Raw genomic sequence first — 20,341 nt, 5'->3', positions numbered from 1 at the left:
GATATGAAGATATTAGTAACAGGAGGTGCAGGGTTTGTTGGTTCAAATCTTTGTGAAGCCTTAGCTAAAGACCCTAATAACGAAGTCTATTCATTGGATAACTATTTTACAGGAAGTCGTGAAAACCATATAGAAGGAGTAACTTATATAGAAGGAAGCACAGAACATATTTTTGAACTCATAGACTTTACACCCGATTTGGTATATCACTTAGGGGAATATTCACGAGTAGAGCAAAGTTTTGAGGATATAGACAAAGTTCTACTTTTCAATAAAATAGGAACTCTTAAAGTATTAGAGTTTTGTAGAAAACATCATTGCAAACTAGTATATGCGGGAAGCAGTACTAAGTTCGGTGATGGAGGATTAGGAAAAGACCAGAGTCCGTATGCGTGGAGCAAGTCGTCCAATACTGAACTGATTATCAATTATGGCAATTGGTACAACTTAGATTATGCTATTGTATATTTCTATAATGTATATGGTAAGGGAGAGATAAGTACAGGCAAATATGCGACCCTTATTGCGCTTTTCATTGAAAAGAAGAAGAAAGGTGAACCTCTAACAGTAGTAAGCCCCGGTACGCAACAACGTAATTTTACTCATATAGATGATATAGTATCAGGTCTACTAATTGTAGGAGAAAAAGGCAGTGGTGATGGGTATGGCATAGGTAGTCCTGAGACTTATACCGTATTAGAAATTGCTCATTTATTTGGTGGTGAGATACAGATGCTACCAGAGCGAAAAGGCAACCGTATGACTGCCGAAGTTATTACCCAAAAAACAGAAGAACTTGGCTGGAAAGCTAAGAAACATATAAAAGAATTTATTGAAGAGAAAAAACATTGTTTATAATATATTTTGAACCAGCATACTATATATCTAAAAAATAATAAGTCTTATACTTGCGATGAGAATACCTCTTTGCTAAAAGCCGCTTTAGATAATGATATTAGCTTAGAGTATTCGTGTTTTGAGGCGCGTTGTAGGAGTTGTAGAGTGAAAGTGCTTGAAGGAGAGGTAGAGAACCTACAAGATGAACAAGTACTTACCACTGAAGAGAAAGCTGCAGGCTATGTGCTGTCGTGCAATGTAATACCCCGCTCTGATATAAAATTAGCGGTAGAGGATTTAGGAGTAAAGCTACCTAAACCCCAAGTGAGTCCTTGTAAAATAAGCAGTATTGCAATTGTTACCCCTAATATTGTAGAGGTAGTGTTGCGTTTGCCTCCTAAGGTAGATTTTCAGTTTTTAGCGGGGCAATATCTAGATATTATCAGAAATGGACATAAGCGCAGCTATTCTATTAGTCATAGTCAGTATGAAGGCAGCCAGCTGAAACTCTTTATTCGCAATTATGAAGGGGGACTATTTAGCAACTATTGGTTTAATGAGGCTAAGCCTAATGATTTGCTTAGAGTAGAGGGACCTTTGGGTACTTTCTTTTACCGACATAATGAAGTATGCACCGATATTGTATTATTAGCTACAGGTACTGGTATTGCACCTATAAAAGCCATTTTAGAACAGCTGCAAGCCAGTCCGGAATTATTAGTTAATAAAAAAGTGTGGCTTTTGTGGGGAGGAAGAAAAAAAGAAGACTTATTTTGGAAGCCTGATTTTACCTTTGCTCATTTTGAGTATATACCAGTATTGACTCGTGAGGACGATTGGCAAGGAGCAAAAGGGTATGTGCAAGAGATAGCTTCAGCACAGGCTATCAGTTGGCCTACAGCACAAGTGTATGCTTGTGGTAGTGAGGCAATGATACAAAGCGCTCAAGAACTTCTCACTAAACAAGGATTGAAAGAAGAAAACTTTTTTGCTGATGCATTTGTTGCAGGCAAATAAGTGATTAATTTTCAAGCAATAAGTAGATTAATTTTTATGAAAGCAGTAATTTTAGCAGGAGGTCTCGGCACACGATTGAGTGAGGAAACAGCCTTGAGACCTAAACCAATGGTAGAAATAGGAGGAATGCCTATTTTATGGCATATTCTCAAAATATATTCGCACTACGGCATTAATGAATTTATCATTTGTTGTGGTTATAAAGGCTATATCATCAAGGAATATTTTGCTAATTATTTTTTACATCAATCGGATATTACTTTTGATATGGCAAACAATGAGATGCACGTACACCAAAAACGCGCTGAACCTTGGAAAGTTACTCTTATAGATACAGGTGAGCACTCTATGACGGGAGGGCGCCTTAGAAGGGTATTGCCTTATATAGCTAATGAGGAGGCTTTTTGCTTTACTTATGGCGACGGAGTAGCTGATATTGATATTGCTAAATTAGTAGCTTTTCATAAAGCACACGGTAAGGAAGCAACCCTTACAGCAGTCTATCCCCCAGGTAGATTTGGAGCTTTGGATATAGTAAATAATCAGATTATGAAGTTCCAAGAAAAGCCGAAAGGAGATGGAGCGCTTATTAATGGAGGGTTCTTTGTACTATCACCTAAAGTAATAGAGCGCATAAAAGGTGATAGCACTATTTGGGAACAAGAACCACTAAAAGGCTTAGCCACAGACGGACAGTTGATGTGCTATAAGCACGAAGGTTTTTGGCAACCAATGGATACGCTCCGTGATAAAACGCTTTTGGAAGAATTATGGCAAAACAACAAAGCACCTTGGAAGGTATGGCAATAGGAAAAGTAGATACTCATTTTTGGAAAGGTAAGCGTGTATTTATCACAGGGCATACGGGCTTTAAAGGTTCGTGGCTATCGCTGTGGCTACAGCAGATGGGTGCTGAAGTAAAGGGATTTTCCTTAACTCCACCAACAAATCCGTCTCTTTTTGTTGAGGCTAAAGTAGCACAGCAGATGCAGAGTGAGATAGGTGATATTCGCGATTTTAGCAAACTCTCGGAGAGCATACGTACTTTTAACCCCGATATATTACTACACTTAGCAGCACAGCCTTTGGTAAGGCTTTCGTATAAAGAGCCTATTGAGACTTATAGCACTAATGTGATGGGGACTGTGAATGTACTTGAAGCTTCGCGCTATGCCTCGCACTTAAAAGCAATAGTGGTAATTACTACTGACAAATGTTATGAAAACCGCGAATGGGAATGGGGCTATCGTGAAAACGAACCTATGGGTGGTCACGACCCTTATAGTAACAGTAAAGGTTGTGCCGAATTGGTAGTTTCGGCTTACCAACGGTCGTTTTTTCACACCCCTGATACAGCAGCCGTAGCCTCAGCACGTGCAGGTAATGTGATAGGAGGCGGAGACTGGGCTGAAGATAGATTGATACCTGATATTCTGCGCGCTTTTGAGAAACAGCAATCGGTAATTATCCGCAATCCGCTATCTACTCGTCCGTGGCAACACGTATTGGAACCTCTTTCAGGCTACTTAGTGCTAGCACAACGCTTGTGGCAAGACGGGAAGGCCTTTGCTGAAGGTTGGAATTTTGGTCCTAAAGACGATGACTGCCAGCCTGTGCAGTGGATACTTGATAAAATGGTACATTTCTGGGGAGATGGAGCGCACTATGAAATAGACAAAAGTGAACAACCCCACGAAGCTAACTTTCTAAAACTCGACTGTTCGAAAGCTGCAATGTGCCTAAAATGGCACCCAAAATGGCGATTAGAGCAAACCTTGGAGCAAATAGTGCATTGGCACCGTGCGTGGCTAGAAGGAGCTGATATGCAATTAAAATGTTTGCAAGAAATAGAGAAATACAACAATTAAAACTAACAACAAAAAACACTATAATATAAATGAGTTTAGATACAATTAGGCAAGAAATAGCTCAATTAGTTGAAAAATACGCCCAAGAGGCTTACAAATCGAAATCTTTTGAGGCAGGAACTACTATTATACCGCCTTCAGGTAAGGTATTAGGAGCCCAAGAACTAAAAAATATGGTAGATGCATCGCTTGATGCTTGGCTCACCACAGGACGTTTTAATACAGCTTTTGAACAGAAATTGGCTGCTTTTTTAGGGGTAAAATATTGTATTACGGTAAATTCTGGTTCTTCAGCTAATTTAGTAGCCTTTAGTGCACTTACTTCACCTAAATTAGGCGAACGTGCTATTAAAAAAGGTGATGAGGTAATAGGTGTAGCAGCAGGCTTCCCTACGACAGTGAACCCTATTATTCAGTTTGGGGCCATACCAGTGTTTGTAGATGTAGACCTACACACACATAATGTAAATGCTGACCTTATAGAACAAGCCATTACCCCTAAAACAAAGGCGATTATGCTCGCCCATACCTTGGGGAACCCTTTCAACCTAGAGAAAATAAAAGCTCTTTGTGATAAATATAGCCTTTGGCTTGTAGAAGATTGCTGCGATGCTTTGGGTGCTACCTATAACGGACAAAAAGTAGGTACTTTTGGCGATATTGCTACCTTGAGTTTCTATCCAGCTCACCATATCACTATGGGCGAGGGAGGAGCCGTTTTCACTAATAATGCAGAGCTAAAAACCATCGCCGAGTCTTTCCGCGATTGGGGTCGTGATTGCTATTGCGCACCTGGGAAAGATAACACTTGCAACTGTCGCTTCTCACAACAACACGGCGATTTGCCTTTTGGTTACGACCATAAATACGTGTATTCACACATAGGTTACAACCTAAAAATTAGCGATATGCAAGCAGCCTGTGGCTTGGCTCAGTTAGACCGAGTAGAGGAGTTTATAGAAAAACGCCGTAAGAATTTTGCTTATCTAAAAAATAGATTGCAAACACTTACTGACTTTTTATATCTGCCAGAGGCAACTCCCAATAGCGACCCTTCGTGGTTTGGCTTCCCTATAACCCTTAAAGAAGAATCTGGTACTGCACGGGTAGATTTGCTCCGTTTCTTAGACCAGCATAAGATAGGTACGCGTTTGTTATTTGCAGGTAACCTTACTAAGCAGCCTTATTTCAAAGGAGTGGAATTCCGTGTAGTGGGAGACCTTACTAATACTGATATTACGATGAACCAAACCTTTTGGGTAGGTATTTATCCTGCTTTAGGGGAAGAACATTTAGAGTATATCGCTGAGAAGTTAGAAGAATATTTTGGGGTGAATTTTTAGCAGTTACGGCAGGTAAGCAGATTATGAGAGTACTTTTAACAGGAGCGACAGGTTTTTTGGGGAGCCACTTGCTAAAAGCATTGGTAAGTAAGGGTTATGAAGTAGTAGTACTCAAACGTTCTACCTCTGATATGTGGCGTTTAAAAGGTTTTGAAAACGCTTTTAAAAGCTATGATATAGATCGTGTGCCCTTGCAAACGGCTTTTGAAGAGCAGGCTATAGATATTGTTATTCATACAGCTTGTGCGTATGGTAAAAAAGGAGAAAGCATGCAAGAAATACTAGAAACAAATTTAATGTTTGGTGTCAAATTGCTAAACACTAGTATTTCTTTTAATTCTAAGTCTTTTTTTAATACTGGCACTTTTTTTAATATTGGAGCTTTATCATATAAATATTTAAATTATTATGCTTTATCTAAAAAGCAATTTGAAGAGTGGCTGCAAGTAGCTTCTGATAAGATACAAGTAATAAACCTAAAATTAGAACATATGTTTGGCGAGCAAGATGGTAATGATAAATTCACTACTTGGATCTTGAATGAACTCAAACAACAAAAACCAACCATACCGCTCACAGCTGGCACACAAAAGCGTGATTTTATATATATAGATGATGTGGTAAGTGCTTATCTTACTTGTTTAGAACAAGCGACACAATTAAAAGCCTTTAATGATATAGAAGTAGGTACTGGAGTACTTACCCCTGTAAAAACTTTTGTAACACTAGTAAAAAGTACATTAGAAAAACTAAAAGGTAGTCCTATTGAAACCCAATTGAATTTTGGAGCACTTCCTTACCGAGAGGGAGAAATTATGGAACCTCAAGTAGATAATAGTGTATTATGCTCTTTAGGGTGGCAACCTAAAAGGACTCTAGAAGAAAATATAGAAATATTTGTAAAAAAAGAAATTAAATAGAATATCTCACAAAATTATTATGTTTTTATAGATAAAAGTAATTATATTGGTTAACTAAATACTCTGGAGATTTTACTACTTTCATTTTTTAGAAGAAGTAAATAACATAATTACTAATAACATTTAATCAGTTCCCTAAGATTCATTAAAAATCTAATATTCAATTACAATTTCTATTATTGGGTATAAAATCTCTATCAGACTTTTGTTTTGTAAAAAACAAATTAGACATCAAAACTCATTTCTTTAGAGATGGTAAAATAAATTTATCAAAATATTACAAAACTATCAATACATAGAGAAAAAAGATGAATATAAAAAGAATACGAGAGACAGTCTTTGATAAATTAGGAATAGATGGAGCTATACTCTACACCACCTCTGCAAGGATTATCCAAGCAGGAGGAGGTATTGTTACCGTTTTTCTGATTGCTAAGTTTCTTTCAAAAGAGGAACAAGGATTCTATTTTACTTTTGCTTCTGTATTGGCTATTCAAATATTTTTTGAGTTAGGTTTAGGAGGTATCCTTACCCAATTTGTAGCTCACGAAATGGCTCATATAAGAATAAAAAATAATACTTTTGAAGGGGATAAAAAGCACATTTCTCGATTGGCTTCTATTTTACATTTTTCAGTAAAGTGGTATGCCGTTTTTGCTTTCTTATTGCTATTAGCACTTACTTTTGGAGGAGGTTATTTTTTTTATAGAAACACTGTGGCTATCGAATATATCCAATGGAAGGCTCCTTGGCTAATAGTAGCTTTTTTTGCTGGAAGTAATCTATTGCTATCTCCTATAATGGCAATTTTACAAGGGATGCATAAAGTAAAGGAAATGGCTCGGTTAGCACTCATTCAGCAAATTACAGTAATGAGTATTTCTTGGTTGAGTTTAGTATTAGGGGCGAAATTATATGTGGTGGCGATTAATGCAATGGTAGGGTTTATAGTACTTGTAAGTTTATATTTAGGAGGAGGCTATGCTAAGATCTTATATACATTGTGGAAGCAACCTCTCGTTGAAAAAATAAGTTATTGGCAAGAAATATTTCCATTGCAGTGGAAAATAGCTCTTAGTTGGGCAAGTGGCTATTTTATTTTTCAGGCTTTTAACCCTATTGTATTTGCTTTTTATGGACCAGTAGTAGCGGGACAAGTAGGTATGACACTTACTATTTTAAATGCTATTCTCTCGTTAGTAGTAAGTTGGACATCTACTAAAATACCTTTGTGGTCTTCTTTGATTGCTAAAAGAGAATATAAAGAATTAGATAATTCTGTAGAGAGTACTCTTACCAAATCGAGTTTAGTGGCTGTGTTAGTAATCTTAGGAGCGCTTGCATTTATTATGGGACTACAATATTTTGATTTCAGCTTAGGAAATCGTTTTTTGCCCTTACCGTTATGTGCCGTATTTTTTCTATCAGTACCTTTTAACAATATCATCAATACGTGGGCAACAGCATTGCGGTGTTTTAAGAGGGAGCCTTTTTTGTTCCAAGCCTTTTTTATTGGGCTCTGTTGTGTATTTGAAATGTATATTACTGCCAAATATTTTACTATTGAGACGCTTATTTGTGGATATCTCATAATAGTAACTTGTGTGAGTTTGCCTATGAGTTACTATATCTTTAAAACTAAAAAACAGAAGTACTATGAGTCAATATAAAAAAATATTGAGTATCTGTATTCCTACTTATAATAGGGCAAAAATATTAGACAACGCTCTAAAAGCTATACAAAAAGAGCTGAAAACAATTGATTGTAATGAAATAGAACTTATTGTATCTGATAACTGTTCTCCTGATAACACTGAGGAGGTAGTACAGAACTATATTCAAACGGGAATGCCTATTGTTTATAGCAAAAATCCTACTAATTTAGGTATGGATGGTAACTTTGTACAATGTTTTAAGAAAGCAACAGCTCAATATGTTTGGGTTTTAGGGGATGATGATTTTTTAAAAGAAGGAGCTTTATCTTTCTTATTGGCTAAACTTAAGAATACTGATTATGGATTGATTCACCTCAAAGTTTTCCCTAAAAGAGATGAAGAAATACAAATATATCAAACTATTGAAGAATATTTGAGTGATATCAGCTATTGGATAACTTTTATAAGTTCCAATATTATTACTACTAAATTTGTAGATAAAATTAATTATAAAAAATATATAGGTACTCATTTTATACAAATACCATTTTATATAGCAGCAGCTAAAGAAAGTCAGAAAAATTTAATGATTAATAGACGGATTTTTGAAGATGCTGCTGATGGAGCTACTAATGGTGGTTATAACTTTTTTGAAGTATTTGTGGTGAATTACCTCACCATTCGCCGAGAAATGTTGGCAGACACTAAAAATGAGGTTTTTTATTATAAGAAAGAAAAAAAACGTTTTTTTAATGAATTCTTATTAGATTTTATAAATAAGATATATTTCAAAAAAGATAAAGGAAGATTCAAGACAGAAGGAGGTTGGAGAATACTATTCCAATATTTTGGAGGAAATATCTATTTCTATAAAGGAATACTGAAATTGTTATTAAAAAGAATACTGAGGAGATGAAAATACTTGACTATTTAAGGATTATCAGAAGTATGTTGGGTGATATCAAGCGTTCTTTTCAAGAAAAAAAACGTGCCTATCAATGGAGATATAATAATAAGCATAATTATACAATAATCAGAAACATATTAGGAGGAAATCCTATTATTACAATAGGAGAGGGAACATATGGAGAACTTAATATACTCTCTTATGAAAATAAAGAAGAAGGCTTAGAAATAGGGAATTTTGTGAGTATAGCCTCTAATGTATGGTTCATATTAGGAGGTAATCATCAAATGAATACATATTCTAATTATCCTATAGCATCTAAGTTTATAGAACTTTGCCCTGAAAAGGATGCCCTAACTAAGGGAAAGATAATAATAGAAGATGAAGTTTGGATTGGGGCGAATGTTACTATTTTATCTGGAATAACTATAGCAAAAGGAGCTATAGTAGCTGCTGGCAGTGTAGTGACTAAAGATGTCGCTCCTTATAGTATAATAGGAGGAAATCCTGCAAAAATTATAAGATATAGAAATAATAAGGAACTTAGACTTATGCTACCTAGTTTAATAGATATTCCAAAAAAGGTAGTATTAGAAAATATTGATTTATTCTATAAAGAACTCTCAGAAGAAGTTGTACAACAAATAAAAAAAATATCTAACAGATAAAAAATAGTTATTTTATTAAACTATACTATTATAATACTTAATATAATCAGAGAAAATGAAAAAAGTAGTTTTTACAATCTGTGCAAAAAACTATTTAGCACAAGCATTAACTTTGAAAGAATCTTGTTTAAAACATAATAAAGATGTAGACTTTCAAATTTTTTTAGCTGATAAAGTAGAAGAAGAAGACATTCCTAAAGAATCTTTAGTATTGCTTGATGAAAATTGGATTTCTTATTGGAAACAAATGGCTTTTAAATATAATGTTATTGAGTTTTCTACTTCAATAAAACCTTTTTGTTTTAATAAGTTATTTAAAGAAGGTTATGATAAAGTGATTTATTTAGATCCTGATATTTATGTTACAGACTCGTTAGATACTATTTTTGATTACTTAGATCATAAATCTATAGTATTATCTCCTCATTATTGCCATATTCAAGAGAATTATACAGGTTCAGTACCAGAAGAAGAGTTATTATTTGTTGGTATATATAATTTGGGTTTTGGTGCAATTAAAAATGATTTAATAGGTAAAAAAATTATAAAGTGGTGGATGAATCGTTTAGAAGATAAATGTTATGCCGATAAGATAGATGCTTTACATGTAGACCAACGTTGGATGGATTTTATTCCTGCCTTTTTCCCAAATGATACCTATATAACACAACATCCAGGAATCAACCCTGCTATATGGAATCTGCATGAAAGAGAACTTTTAATACATGAAAATAAGTATTATATCAAAGATTTGATAACAAAACAAGAGTTCCCTTTATTATTCTTCCATTTCTCAGGATTTGATCCTTTCAATGAAAAAGTTCTAAATAGGAGGCATCCTAAATATAATACAGACATTTTTCCATCTTATATCCCTCTTATAAAAGAATATATTGAGGCTGAATACAAAAATGGATATGAACTATATTCAAAAATGACATATTCTTTCAATGCCTTTAATGATGGAGAAAATATAATGCCAATACATCGTAGATTATTTAGAGTAATAAATGATTCTACTGTAGAAGATCCATTCCAACAGAATAGTAATTTTAGAAATATATTAAAAAAGAATCGATTATTATCTAATCGCAAAACTTATGCTTTTTCTTCTCTATCTCCTACTGAAAAAAAGAAAAAAGGGAAAGTTGAATCTACTATGAAAACAATATTTTATTTGATTAAAAAAATAGTAGGAATACGATTTTATAGTAGCTTCATTAGTTTCTTAGGTCAATTTGTCCGATTTGAAAATCAAATATTTTTAATAAAGAAGAAATGAATGTATCAGATAAAAATATTGTGATATGTATGTTAGCAAGAGATTGTGCTACATCCATTACAAAGAATATTCCTAAGCTAGAGAGACTACGTTCTTTTTTCAAAAATACAGCCGTTGTTATTATTGAGAATGACAGCAAGGACAATACAAAGGAAGTATTAAGAAACTGGGAACAAAACTCAGTTGGAGTGAAAAGTATTCTCCAGGATTTTGGCACATTAACTATAGCTTCTTCTGAAGATAAGGAGATGAGAAGTTATAATAGAATAGAAAAAATGGCCTCCTATAGAAATATGTATATAGAATACATAGAGAATAATATTAATTTTCCTATTGATTATGTTATCGTCATAGATATTGATATCTTAGACTTTGATATAATGGGAATAATAAAAACAATAGAAGAAGCTCCTAATGATTGGGGAGGACTTTTTGCAAATGGTACTCAGAAACTTTGTTTATTTGGAAAAATTATTTGCAGAAGACAATATGATTTATTTGCTTTTAAAGAAAAAGAAGATAGTATCATTACACCTTATGAAATGTTCCTACAGAAGAGAAAATTAGATAGAATGATAGACAAAACCTCCTATTTAAATTGTTTTTCAGCTTTTGGAGGAATTGGAATATATAAGTACGAGGCCATCAAAGGATTAATATATGCTGCTGAAAAAAACCCCAACTCAGAAGGGGAATATATAGCAGAACATATTCCTTTTCATAAAGGAATCATAAATAGAGGATATTCAAATTATATATCAAAAAAGCTAAAAGTTGATTATGGAGAAGGTCCTTTGAAAATGTTTATTAGAGTTCTTTTCCCTTAAATTTTATATTATGAATAGTAACCTCGAGGCTGAAAAAGCAATTCGATTTACATTAATCTTAAATATTATATATATCACTATAAGCTACCTATATGCCGTAATAAAAAAAGAATATAATGGAGATTTTCTTGAATATGATGTTAGACTAAGTGAGCTAGTATTAACCATTATTTGGATAGTTTCTACATTTCCTTTTTTATTTCTATGGAAAATTTACAAATCATACAAGAGGAAAAGTAATAAAATAAAGAAAGTTTATATAAATATAAAGACAATACAAATATTTGTTTTCTTTTTGCTCATATCTCATATTTTTATTAGTTGGTTTTTTGGGGTTGGTAAAGCTCTTGCTCCGATTTATGAAGCGCCTCCTTTATTTAAGCTTTTCATACAAATCATTTTACGTTTTGATCCCAATATTTGGGCGACTTTTCTAATCTTTGTCATTCCAAAGCAAAAATATAAATCCATTATTATTACTATTCTATTATTAATTCTATTAGGAATTGTAAAAGCTTTTATAGGAGTTGTATATTCTTGTCTAATTCTTTTAGTAGTGAAATACTATGCTGAACTAAGTTTTTTTTTAAAAAAATATCTTTTTTTCTGTATTATAGGTTTTATAATATTTCCTACCTTAATAGAATATGCTTATAATCAAAGAGATGTGTTAAGAGGTGTTGGTGAAGGAAATATTAAGTATGAAACAAATACGCTCATTGCTGGTAAATTTGCTGGTCGTTTATCAAGTTTTTCTAACACAGCAATTCTGATAGATAGAGCCGCTTTTTATTATGTTGCAGCACAACAATATAACACTTTTTTTTATGTAAAAAGAATGTTAGCAACTATAGATAGTGCTAAATTTGGAAAAGAAAAATCACCTGAACAAATCTTAAAAGAGGACACGCCTGAAAATGTTTCTTTTATGCTAGGGACTATTGGTATTTTAATTTTTTCATTATACAGTTCTCCTGTAACATTAATAATCAATATTATTGCAATAATATTGATTTGTTTCTCTGTTTTTACAATAATAAGAAGAATAAACTTTTCTATGAATCTCGAATTTGGATTTTTAATACTATCAGGACCTTGTGTTAGTGGTGTTTCCATCGAATTTTTCAATTGTTTATTAGTATGTATTATCATGTTCTTTACATTATTAATACTTAGAACTTTACACCTAATCTTTTCAACCAATATTTATAAACAAAATGCAAATTAAATATATAGATACTCTTTGTACAGATGGTAATCATCTATTATTTAACGCTTCATTGTTAGCAATGTTACAAAAAAAAATTAATAAAATTATTTTGTATGGCGAAAAATGTAATGCTAATGATGAAATAAATATATTAAAAGAAAATCAGATTGATACTAATAATATTGATGTAAAGAATATTTGGCTACCTATTGCAAAATCACGACTTTCAAATTTTCTGTTATATCTATGTAGTTTTTTTTATAACTTATGGTTTATTATAATTGCTAAGAAAACTGATATATTAGTTTTTAATTATAATAATATGTTAGCTGTTAGAGCTATGAATATACTTAATAAAATATTTCATAGAAAAATCCTTATTTTTTGTCATGGAGAGATGGAATATTTAATTGCAGATTATTCTTTTTTTGGTCCTTTTAATAGACTCCTATTTAAATTAGGGCGATCTTTTTTCTTAAATAAAAAAATACATATAGAGAAAAATATAAAATTTGTTGTCTTAGGAGATTCTATTTTAAAAAATATAAAGAAAACGACCCCATCCAATATTTCAAATAGCTTCATTACAATAGATCACTCTTATTTTTTTAAAAAAGATATCAAAAATAAAGACACCTTTTCTGATTCTATAAAAATAGGTACTGTTGGATTATTTTATAAAAAAAAAGGAGCTGATGAGTTTTGTTATTTAGTATCATTAGTTAATAATAATAAAATAAAATTTTCCATCACAGGTAAAATTTTTTATGCTTTAGATAAACTTAAAAAATTAAATATTGATTTGCCTAATAATTTAGGGAAAGGAATTGTTCCAAGAGATGAATTAGAAGCAAGAGTAAAGAAATTGGACTTTATTCTATATTTATATCCTACAGACTCTTATCAACTAATGGCTAGTGGCGCTATACTAGACGCCTTAAGTTTACAAAAACCTATTATAGCCTTAAAAAATGATTATTTTGATTATATTTTTAAAAAGTTTGGAGAATTTGGGTTTCTTTTTGAGTCCGTAGAAAAAATAGCAGATTTTTTAAATCATAATAACTTAAAATCAACTCAAAATTCATTCGATTATCAATCTATACAAAATAGACTTTCCATAAGTACTATTTCTGAGGAATTAAATGAATCCCTAAAAAAAATAAAATTTATTACCAATGATTGATTATAAAGTATCTATTATTATACCTATATATAAAGCTGAAAAATTTATAGAGCGTTGTGCGAAATCTCTATTGAATCAAGACTTTAATTCTATAGAGTATATCTTTATCAATGATGCTACACCTGATGATAGTTTTAAAATTCTTAAAAAAATTGTGGATCAGTGTGATAGAAAGGGAGATATAAAATTATTAGAGAATGAGTATAATTTAGGAGTAGCAAAAACCCGCAAAAAAGGAATGTTAGAGGCATCAGGAGAATATGTAATTCAAATAGACTCTGACGATTGGATAGAATCTAATATGATTAGTATCCTATATAACAAAGGTAAAAAGGAGAATGCTGATATTGTTGCATGTGATTATTATGTTAGCTTTATCACAGGAAAAAAAACATATAGAAAAGAGGAATATAAATCTAATATTGATTTCAATATAAAGAATATAATGTTGGGGCGAGTACATCCCTCTTTCTGCAATACACTTATAAGAAAAGATTTTTACTTAAATAATAATATTTTACCTCAAGGTAAAGTAAATATGGGAGAGGATTACGAAATGATGTTAAAACTTTTTTTGAGCACAGAAAAAGTGTCATATATTCCTAAAGCTTTTCTATACTACACACAATATAATGAAAACTCTATTACCAAAACAATGAATAAAGAATATATTAATGATACAATTCATTGTATTAAGGTTTTTGAGGAAATACTAAAACCAACAAAAAATAGGTATATTGAGGAATTTAGAACTATGTTAGTTTTTTGGAAAAAAATGTTTATTTTAGATAAAAAATATACAAAGTACTTTTATTTAATTCATCCAGAGGTAAATAAATTTAAATATATATTTAACAACAATGGATATGGGATATTTCAAAAAATAACAATAAGTTTTATGTTATTGAAAATGCCTTTTATTACAAGAGGTATTTATAAAAGCTATAGATGGTTAAAAAAGAAATATAAAGTATAATAAAATGAAACAAGGTTTAATATCTATTATTACTCCTATGTATAATGCTGAAAAATACATAGGACTAACTATACAGTCAGTTCTTTCACAAACATATAAGAACTGGGAGATGATTATTGTAAATGATGGTTCAAAAGATAGTTCGGCTAAAATTGTAGAAGACTACGTACAAAAAGATAGTCGTATCAAACTAATCAATCAACCCAATGCAGGTTCTGCTACAGCAAGAAATAACGCTTTAAGAAATGCACAAGGTCAATATATCTGTTTTTTAGATGCAGATGATTTGTGGGATGCTGTTTTTTTAGAAAAACAAATTAATTTTTTAAAAGAAAAAAATGCAGCTTTAGTTTTTTCTTCTTATAGAAGAATAGATGAACAAGGAGAACAAAAATTAGAACCTTTTATAGTTCCAGAGTCTGTAACATATAAAGCTTTGCTTAAAACTTGTTCTATTTCTTGCCTTACTGCTTTATATGACAGAGAACAAGTAGGGGAACAATACTTTAAGGATGAATTAAAAAGCTTGAGAGATGACTTTGTTTTTTGGCTACAAGCCCTTAAAAAAGTAAAAATTGCTTATGGGAATATAGAGGTTTTAGCTTCTTATCGCGTTTTCGCAAGCAGTACTACAGGAAATAAAAAGAAAGTAATTAAACCTCAGTTCATGGTTTATTACAAAGTTGAAAAGTTAGGTTTAATAAAAAGTTTACACTATTTAAGCTGTTGGGCTATAAATGGTTTCTTAAAATATAGAAAATAATATGGATTTAATTATAGGTGCTGGTGTATCTGGTATTTCATATGCAACATTTACCAACAATGATTATTGTATGGTAGAGGCTACCAATGAGATTGGGGGATATTGTAAAACAGTAAAAAGAGGAGAGTTTGTTTGGGACTATTCTGGTCATTTTTTCCATTTTAGGGATGAAAAATTAAAGGAATTAATATGTAAATACATAGATCCCAAAACACTTAAAAAAGTTAAGAAAAATACAAAAATTCTATATAAAGGTAAATATATTGACTTTCCTTTTCAAAAAAACATACATCAACTTGAAAAAGAGGAATTTATAGATTGTTTATATGACTTATTCAAAGCAGATGAATATGGGGATATAGAATCTTTCAAAGACATGGTATATGCCAAATTAGGCAGAAGTATTGCTGAAAAATTTCTCATTCCTTACAATGAAAAACTTTATGCTTGTGATCTAAATAGTTTGGATGCCGATGCCATGGGAAGATTTTTCCCAAAAGCTAATAAGGAAGAAATTATTTTAAACTTTAAAGAGCAAGCAAGTACTTCCTATAATGAGTACTTTGTATATCCAACTGGAGGAGCTATTGAATATATTAATTCCCTTTATAAGAATGTTGATGATACTAAAGTCTCCTTGAATGAAAAAGTAATAAAAATAGATATTCATAACAAAATCGCTTATACAAACAAACGAGAAATAAAGTATGACAACCTAATTTCCACTATACCTTTTCCTTTATTATTAGAACTTTGTGATATTTCCTACACTAAAGAATATTTTACTTGGAACAAAGTATTAGTTTTCAATTTAGGCTTCAATAAAAAAGGATCTGACACAGAAAGTAGTTGGGTATATATTCCTGATAAAGAAATCTGCTTCTATCGCATGGGATACTATGATAATATCTTGGGAACTTCAAAAATGTCTCTATATATAGAAATGGGTTTCCCTAACAATTCCATTATAGAAGATGAACAAAAGTACCTACATAAGCTACTTGAAGATCTAAAAAAGATAGGGGTGGTAAAAGATGAAGAACTTATAGATTATCATTCTGTGGTAATGGATCCTGCCTATGTCCATATTAATCAGAAAGGAATACAAACTGTAGAAAAATATAAAAAACAATTGGCTAAAGATAATATTTATTCTATCGGGCGTTATGGAAGTTGGACATATTGTTCTATTGAAGATAATATTATAGAAGCAAAAGATTTAGCAGAGGGAATAAGAACTCTACACTTTAACATAAACTAAAAATAACATTTTTAAAAGAGAGGATATTGTGTTACTATTTTATTAATTTTTCATCTGTTAATAATTTAAAAATAAAAGAGATGACTATGTACAGCCTATAAATTTGTATGAGTGAGAGGCTACTAGAACTCATAAAAAGTACACCTAATAGAGTTACTAAAATAGTTTCAGAGTCTGATAAAGGTATCTATGATGCGATGAATAAAGGTATAGCTCTTGCTACAGGAGATATTATAGGAATCCTTAACTCTGATGATTTTTATATTTCAACAGATGTAATAACATCGGTTGTAAAAGAGGTATTGCAAGGAGGCTATGATGCTGTATATGGAGATTTAGAATATGTAGATGAGGAAGATACTGATAAAGTTGTTCGTTATTGGAAATCTAAATACTATAAAGCAGGATTGTTTAAGAAAGGGTGGCACCCTGCACATCCTACTTTTTTTGTAAAAAAAGAAGTATATGATAAATATGGTAACTTTAATCTGAAATATAAAATAGGGGCAGATTATGAAATAATGTTACGTTTTATAGAAAAGAATAAAATAAAAGTAGGGTATATACCTAAAACTTTAGTAAGGATGCGTGTAGGAGGTGCTAGTAATCAAAGTATTAAAAACATTATTAAAGCTAATAAGGAGTGCTATAAAGCTTGGAAAGACAACGGTTTATCTGTTTCTCCTTTTATTTTTTTGATGAAACCTCTCTCCAAAATTTTACAATATCTAAGAAGATAAATAAGATTCTATCCTAAGAATGAAATATTTATTCACAAAATATCTTTATATTTGCAAGGGAATTCTATTTCCCTTGTTTTATTTTTGAGCTAAACCATTTACAAGCTATAATACTATCTCTATGACAGATACCTACAAGACTATCAGACAGCCTGTTACTGACATTATCTATAAGGATAAGAGCAGTAAGTTTATAGGCTATTTGTACCCTATCACCACTGAGGAGGAGGTGAAAAAGCACTTGGAGGCGGTTAAGAAAGAACACTTTTCTGCGCGGCATTGGTGCTATGCCTATCAGTTGGGCAAAGAGCACTTTACCTATAGAGCGAATGACGATGGCGAACCCAGCGGCACGGCAGGGCTACCTATCTACAGGCAGATACAATCCTTTGAGCTAACCAATGTCCTACTGATTGTAGTGCGCTACTTTGGTGGTATCAAGCTGGGTGTGGGCGGACTTATTACCGCCTACAAAACTACCGCTCAGCTCACCTTACAAGAGGCTGAGATAGAGGAACGCACCATTGACCTTACTTACAAAATTGTCTTTGATTATAAGGATATGAATAAGGTGATGAAAATCATCAAGGATAGGAACCTGACTATTGTTTCCCTGACCTTAGAACTGAACTGTACCCTTCTTATAGAGGTACGTAAGGCTGAAGCCAGCTATGTAGAACAGCTTTTTGAACAGCTTTATGAAGTTACTATCACACCGATAGAGGGATAAACTTAGTAAAAATTAAATGATAAAAGGATGGACACACAAGTAGAAGATATTTTAGATAGGATATTACAATCTTATCCTCAGGACGTATTTACAAAAAATATTGAATTTATAAAAAAGACCAATGCTAATTTAGAGAATGTAGATACCCTACAGAGTATAAAAACATTGGCAATATTATTAGAAGTATTGGGAAATGCAGAATTAGCTTTACAAACCTCTAGTATAATTGATAAAATAGAGTTTACAGGGGATATGCTTATCTGGGAAAAAGTGAGAGATGTTCTGATATTAGAATACTTCATATATCAAGAGAGGAAAGAATTTCAAAAAGTTAAAGTCCTTATGGACAAAATGACTCTAGTATTTGAAAGAGGAGATGAAGCTCAACAACGTAAATCTAAGAGAATATTGGATAGGGTGCTAAATGGATCTCTATTACATACGGAAGAAATAGAAAATGCAATAAAACGCAATGATATTAAGGCAGAGATTCATCATCATTATCTTCAATATAATATACTTAAATATATGAAAATTAGAGGCGGCTCAGAAGCTTATCCTATTGAAAAGTTGGATTCTATGATTGAGGAGGAAAAGCAATTTATCGTAAATCATATTGATAAGGCTTCTTTTTAGTAATTTTATATATCATTAGCTAAATGAATTATTGTATTTTATAACTTAAATATAGATTTATGCTCAATCTTGTAGTATAGCTTTCAACTTTTATTTATATAAAAATGGATTCCGTAAGTATGGAATCCTATTTTTTTATATATTAAAGTATGTTTAAGTAGTACAGATTATAAATTTATATATATAAAAATATATTTCGGAAATATATAATTATAGATTTATATATGTAAAAATACGTTCAAGTAGTGCAGATTATGAATTTATATATATAAAAGTATATTTCGGAAACATATAATTATAGTTTTATATATGTAAAAATACATTCAAGTAGTGCAGATTATAAGTTTATATATATAAAAGTATATTTCGGAAACATATAATTATAGTTTTGTATATATAAAAGTATATTCTATTAGTACAGATTATAAGTTTATATATATAAAAATACGTTATAATATTAATTTATAATAGTTTTATTATATATAAAAGTATAAATAATATTTATAAAAATAATTTTTTAATATTTTTAACAATAAAAAAATAGTTTTTTATTGTTTTATAAGTAAAAAAACGTATATTTGTGCGATGAATAATATCATTTGTAATAATTAAAGGTAAAATATATGAAAGTTGTATTGGATATAAAGAATATTAAGTTAGAGAAATTGAATAGTGTGGAGTATGCTCACTTTATCAAAAGTATGTTGGACTTAGTCAAGAATGTAGGTTTAGAGCATCTGAACTTAGAGCAAGAAGTCTATAATAAACTTCTTAAATATCAGGAGTATCTTACTGAAGCTACGCGTCAAAGTAGATATAGCAAAGAAACGAAGAAGATTAATGAATGGGATAAACAAAGAAGTAAATATATGGTATATTTATTATCTTCTTTTAAGCTAGAACAAAAAAATCCTTTAGAAATTAGAAGGGAGGCAGGTACTATATTATATGGAGCACTTAAGAACTATGCAGGTATTCACACTTTGCCTTTAGGACAAAAGACACAAACTATTGAAGGCTTCCTTTTAGATATAAAAAAGCCTGAATTAGCTCCTCATTTGAATACTTTAGGATTAGGAAATACAGTAAGATTGCTTACAGAGGCAAATGCTGAATGCTATAAATTTACTACTGGAAGAGCTGAAAATCAACTTTCTAATGTACTTATCAACTCAAAAAAAGTACGTAAGGAAGCCACAGAATTATATAGGTATCTTGTAAAATGTGTTTCAGGTCAGCATATGGTATCGCAATCAGAAGAAAGTGCTAATTTTATTAAACTACTTAATAAATTAGTATCTGATACAATGAGTTCCAATAAGCAACGTTTATCACAAGGAACTAGTAATAAGAAAGTAAATAAAACTACTGAAATAAAAAATTAGGTAGAATAAAGAACTATTATGGCAGGAAATACATTTGGGAATCTTTTTAGGCTTACTACCTTTGGTGAATCGCACGGAGAGGCTATAGGTGGCGTGATTGATGGTTGCCCTGCGGGAATCGCATTGGACT

21 protein-coding genes are annotated in these 20,341 nt (G+C 31.4%); all 21 read left to right on the top strand.

Going from position 1 to position 20,341, the window contains the following annotated elements; all coding sequences use genetic code 11:
- Nucleotides 1-3 precede the first annotated feature (3 nt).
- Nucleotides 4-858 carry an NAD-dependent epimerase/dehydratase family protein gene (locus RYK20_RS02990; protein WP_314894370.1) on the top strand — a complete coding sequence of 285 codons (855 nt, stop codon included), beginning with the start codon at nucleotides 4-6 and terminating at the stop codon, nucleotides 856-858.
- A 6-nt stretch (nucleotides 859-864) separates the two neighbouring features.
- On the top strand, nucleotides 865-1,854 hold the full coding sequence (locus RYK20_RS02985) for a 2Fe-2S iron-sulfur cluster-binding protein (protein ID WP_314894369.1): 990 nt from the start codon (nucleotides 865-867) through the stop codon (nucleotides 1,852-1,854).
- 36 nt (nucleotides 1,855-1,890) lie between these two features.
- Nucleotides 1,891-2,664 (top strand): glucose-1-phosphate cytidylyltransferase, encoded by a 774-nt coding sequence (gene rfbF, locus RYK20_RS02980; protein ID WP_314894368.1) that lies wholly within the window; start codon nucleotides 1,891-1,893, stop codon nucleotides 2,662-2,664.
- On the top strand, nucleotides 2,655-3,722 hold the full coding sequence (gene rfbG, locus RYK20_RS02975; RefSeq protein ID WP_314894403.1) for a CDP-glucose 4,6-dehydratase: 1,068 nt from the start codon (nucleotides 2,655-2,657) through the stop codon (nucleotides 3,720-3,722). Before rfbF ends, rfbG begins: the two co-directional genes overlap by 10 nt.
- 29 nt (nucleotides 3,723-3,751) lie before the next feature.
- Nucleotides 3,752-5,065, top strand: a complete 1,314-nt coding sequence (gene rfbH, locus RYK20_RS02970; protein ID WP_314894367.1) for a lipopolysaccharide biosynthesis protein RfbH — start codon at nucleotides 3,752-3,754, stop codon at nucleotides 5,063-5,065.
- Nucleotides 5,066-5,088: 23 nt separating this feature from the next.
- A complete protein-coding gene (locus RYK20_RS02965; RefSeq protein ID WP_314894366.1) occupies nucleotides 5,089-5,985 on the top strand; it encodes an NAD(P)-dependent oxidoreductase in 897 nt (298 codons plus the stop codon).
- Between the two features lie 308 nt (nucleotides 5,986-6,293).
- Entirely contained in the window at nucleotides 6,294-7,655 is a 1,362-nt protein-coding gene (locus RYK20_RS02960) for a polysaccharide biosynthesis protein (protein WP_314894365.1), read from the top strand.
- Nucleotides 7,642-8,556, top strand: a complete 915-nt coding sequence (locus tag RYK20_RS02955) for a glycosyltransferase family 2 protein (protein ID WP_314894364.1) — start codon at nucleotides 7,642-7,644, stop codon at nucleotides 8,554-8,556. Before RYK20_RS02960 ends, RYK20_RS02955 begins: the two co-directional genes overlap by 14 nt.
- The gene (locus tag RYK20_RS02950) at nucleotides 8,553-9,215 is read left to right on the top strand and encodes a CatB-related O-acetyltransferase (RefSeq protein ID WP_314894363.1); all 663 of its coding nucleotides are present in this window, start codon (nucleotides 8,553-8,555) and stop codon (nucleotides 9,213-9,215) included. Before RYK20_RS02955 ends, RYK20_RS02950 begins: the two co-directional genes overlap by 4 nt.
- Nucleotides 9,216-9,270: 55 nt before the next feature.
- Complete coding sequence (locus tag RYK20_RS02945; RefSeq protein WP_314894362.1) at nucleotides 9,271-10,497, top strand: hypothetical protein; 1,227 nt, start codon at nucleotides 9,271-9,273, stop codon at nucleotides 10,495-10,497.
- A 29-nt stretch (nucleotides 10,498-10,526) separates the two neighbouring features.
- Nucleotides 10,527-11,324 (top strand): hypothetical protein, encoded by a 798-nt coding sequence (locus RYK20_RS02940; RefSeq protein ID WP_314894361.1) that lies wholly within the window; start codon nucleotides 10,527-10,529, stop codon nucleotides 11,322-11,324.
- Between the two features lie 10 nt (nucleotides 11,325-11,334).
- A complete protein-coding gene (gene wzy, locus RYK20_RS02935) occupies nucleotides 11,335-12,552 on the top strand; it encodes an oligosaccharide repeat unit polymerase (RefSeq protein WP_314894360.1) in 1,218 nt (405 codons plus the stop codon).
- Entirely contained in the window at nucleotides 12,542-13,720 is a 1,179-nt protein-coding gene (locus RYK20_RS02930; RefSeq protein ID WP_314894359.1) for a glycosyltransferase, read from the top strand. Before wzy ends, RYK20_RS02930 begins: the two co-directional genes overlap by 11 nt.
- Nucleotides 13,713-14,696, top strand: a complete 984-nt coding sequence (locus RYK20_RS02925) for a glycosyltransferase family 2 protein (protein WP_314894358.1) — start codon at nucleotides 13,713-13,715, stop codon at nucleotides 14,694-14,696. Before RYK20_RS02930 ends, RYK20_RS02925 begins: the two co-directional genes overlap by 8 nt.
- Before the next feature lie 4 nt (nucleotides 14,697-14,700).
- Entirely contained in the window at nucleotides 14,701-15,459 is a 759-nt protein-coding gene (locus RYK20_RS02920; RefSeq protein ID WP_314894357.1) for a glycosyltransferase family 2 protein, read from the top strand.
- 1 nt (nucleotide 15,460) lies between these two features.
- Complete coding sequence (locus RYK20_RS02915; RefSeq protein WP_314894356.1) at nucleotides 15,461-16,720, top strand: FAD-dependent oxidoreductase; 1,260 nt, start codon at nucleotides 15,461-15,463, stop codon at nucleotides 16,718-16,720.
- 107 nt (nucleotides 16,721-16,827) lie between these two features.
- Nucleotides 16,828-17,460, top strand: coding sequence for a glycosyltransferase family 2 protein (locus tag RYK20_RS02910; protein WP_314894355.1), 633 nt, complete (start codon nucleotides 16,828-16,830; stop codon nucleotides 17,458-17,460).
- A gap of 121 nt (nucleotides 17,461-17,581) precedes the next feature.
- Nucleotides 17,582-18,190 (top strand): YigZ family protein, encoded by a 609-nt coding sequence (locus RYK20_RS02905; protein WP_314894354.1) that lies wholly within the window; start codon nucleotides 17,582-17,584, stop codon nucleotides 18,188-18,190.
- Between the two features lie 27 nt (nucleotides 18,191-18,217).
- The gene (locus tag RYK20_RS02900) at nucleotides 18,218-18,826 is read left to right on the top strand and encodes a DUF6707 family protein (protein ID WP_314894353.1); all 609 of its coding nucleotides are present in this window, start codon (nucleotides 18,218-18,220) and stop codon (nucleotides 18,824-18,826) included.
- Between the two features lie 623 nt (nucleotides 18,827-19,449).
- On the top strand, nucleotides 19,450-20,211 hold the full coding sequence (locus tag RYK20_RS02895) for a DUF6261 family protein (RefSeq protein WP_314894352.1): 762 nt from the start codon (nucleotides 19,450-19,452) through the stop codon (nucleotides 20,209-20,211).
- 18 nt (nucleotides 20,212-20,229) lie between these two features.
- The coding region (locus RYK20_RS02890) for a chorismate synthase (RefSeq protein WP_314894402.1) at nucleotides 20,230-20,341 on the top strand (112 nt) is incomplete at its 3' end.

The sequence above is a fragment of the uncultured Capnocytophaga sp. genome, from assembly GCF_963525585.1.
Taxonomy (GTDB): Bacteria; Bacteroidota; Bacteroidia; order Flavobacteriales; family Flavobacteriaceae; genus Capnocytophaga.
This window is presented reverse-complemented; position numbering and strand designations above follow the sequence as displayed.

Excerpts from the sequence above, each read along its gene's own strand:
- RYK20_RS02910 (WP_314894355.1), top strand. The coding sequence starts at position 16,828 with ATGAGTGAGAGGCTACTAGAACTCATAAAAAGTACACCTAATAGAGTT.
- RYK20_RS02915 (WP_314894356.1), top strand. The coding sequence starts at position 15,461 with ATGGATTTAATTATAGGTGCTGGTGTATCTGGTATTTCATATGCAACA.
- RYK20_RS02930 (WP_314894359.1), top strand. The coding sequence starts at position 12,542 with ATGCAAATTAAATATATAGATACTCTTTGTACAGATGGTAATCATCTA.
- RYK20_RS02960 (WP_314894365.1), top strand. The coding sequence starts at position 6,294 with ATGAATATAAAAAGAATACGAGAGACAGTCTTTGATAAATTAGGAATA.
- RYK20_RS02955 (WP_314894364.1), top strand. The coding sequence starts at position 7,642 with ATGAGTCAATATAAAAAAATATTGAGTATCTGTATTCCTACTTATAAT.
- rfbH (WP_314894367.1), top strand. The coding sequence starts at position 3,752 with ATGAGTTTAGATACAATTAGGCAAGAAATAGCTCAATTAGTTGAAAAA.
- RYK20_RS02925 (WP_314894358.1), top strand. The coding sequence starts at position 13,713 with ATGATTGATTATAAAGTATCTATTATTATACCTATATATAAAGCTGAA.
- RYK20_RS02895 (WP_314894352.1), top strand. The coding sequence starts at position 19,450 with ATGAAAGTTGTATTGGATATAAAGAATATTAAGTTAGAGAAATTGAAT.
- RYK20_RS02965 (WP_314894366.1), top strand. The coding sequence starts at position 5,089 with ATGAGAGTACTTTTAACAGGAGCGACAGGTTTTTTGGGGAGCCACTTG.
- RYK20_RS02950 (WP_314894363.1), top strand. The coding sequence starts at position 8,553 with ATGAAAATACTTGACTATTTAAGGATTATCAGAAGTATGTTGGGTGAT.
- RYK20_RS02990 (WP_314894370.1), top strand. The coding sequence starts at position 4 with ATGAAGATATTAGTAACAGGAGGTGCAGGGTTTGTTGGTTCAAATCTT.
- RYK20_RS02905 (WP_314894354.1), top strand. The coding sequence starts at position 17,582 with ATGACAGATACCTACAAGACTATCAGACAGCCTGTTACTGACATTATC.
- RYK20_RS02900 (WP_314894353.1), top strand. The coding sequence starts at position 18,218 with ATGGACACACAAGTAGAAGATATTTTAGATAGGATATTACAATCTTAT.
- rfbG (WP_314894403.1), top strand. The coding sequence starts at position 2,655 with ATGGCAATAGGAAAAGTAGATACTCATTTTTGGAAAGGTAAGCGTGTA.
- RYK20_RS02920 (WP_314894357.1), top strand. The coding sequence starts at position 14,701 with ATGAAACAAGGTTTAATATCTATTATTACTCCTATGTATAATGCTGAA.
- rfbF (WP_314894368.1), top strand. The coding sequence starts at position 1,891 with ATGAAAGCAGTAATTTTAGCAGGAGGTCTCGGCACACGATTGAGTGAG.
- RYK20_RS02945 (WP_314894362.1), top strand. The coding sequence starts at position 9,271 with ATGAAAAAAGTAGTTTTTACAATCTGTGCAAAAAACTATTTAGCACAA.
- wzy (WP_314894360.1), top strand. The coding sequence starts at position 11,335 with ATGAATAGTAACCTCGAGGCTGAAAAAGCAATTCGATTTACATTAATC.
- RYK20_RS02940 (WP_314894361.1), top strand. The coding sequence starts at position 10,527 with ATGTTAGCAAGAGATTGTGCTACATCCATTACAAAGAATATTCCTAAG.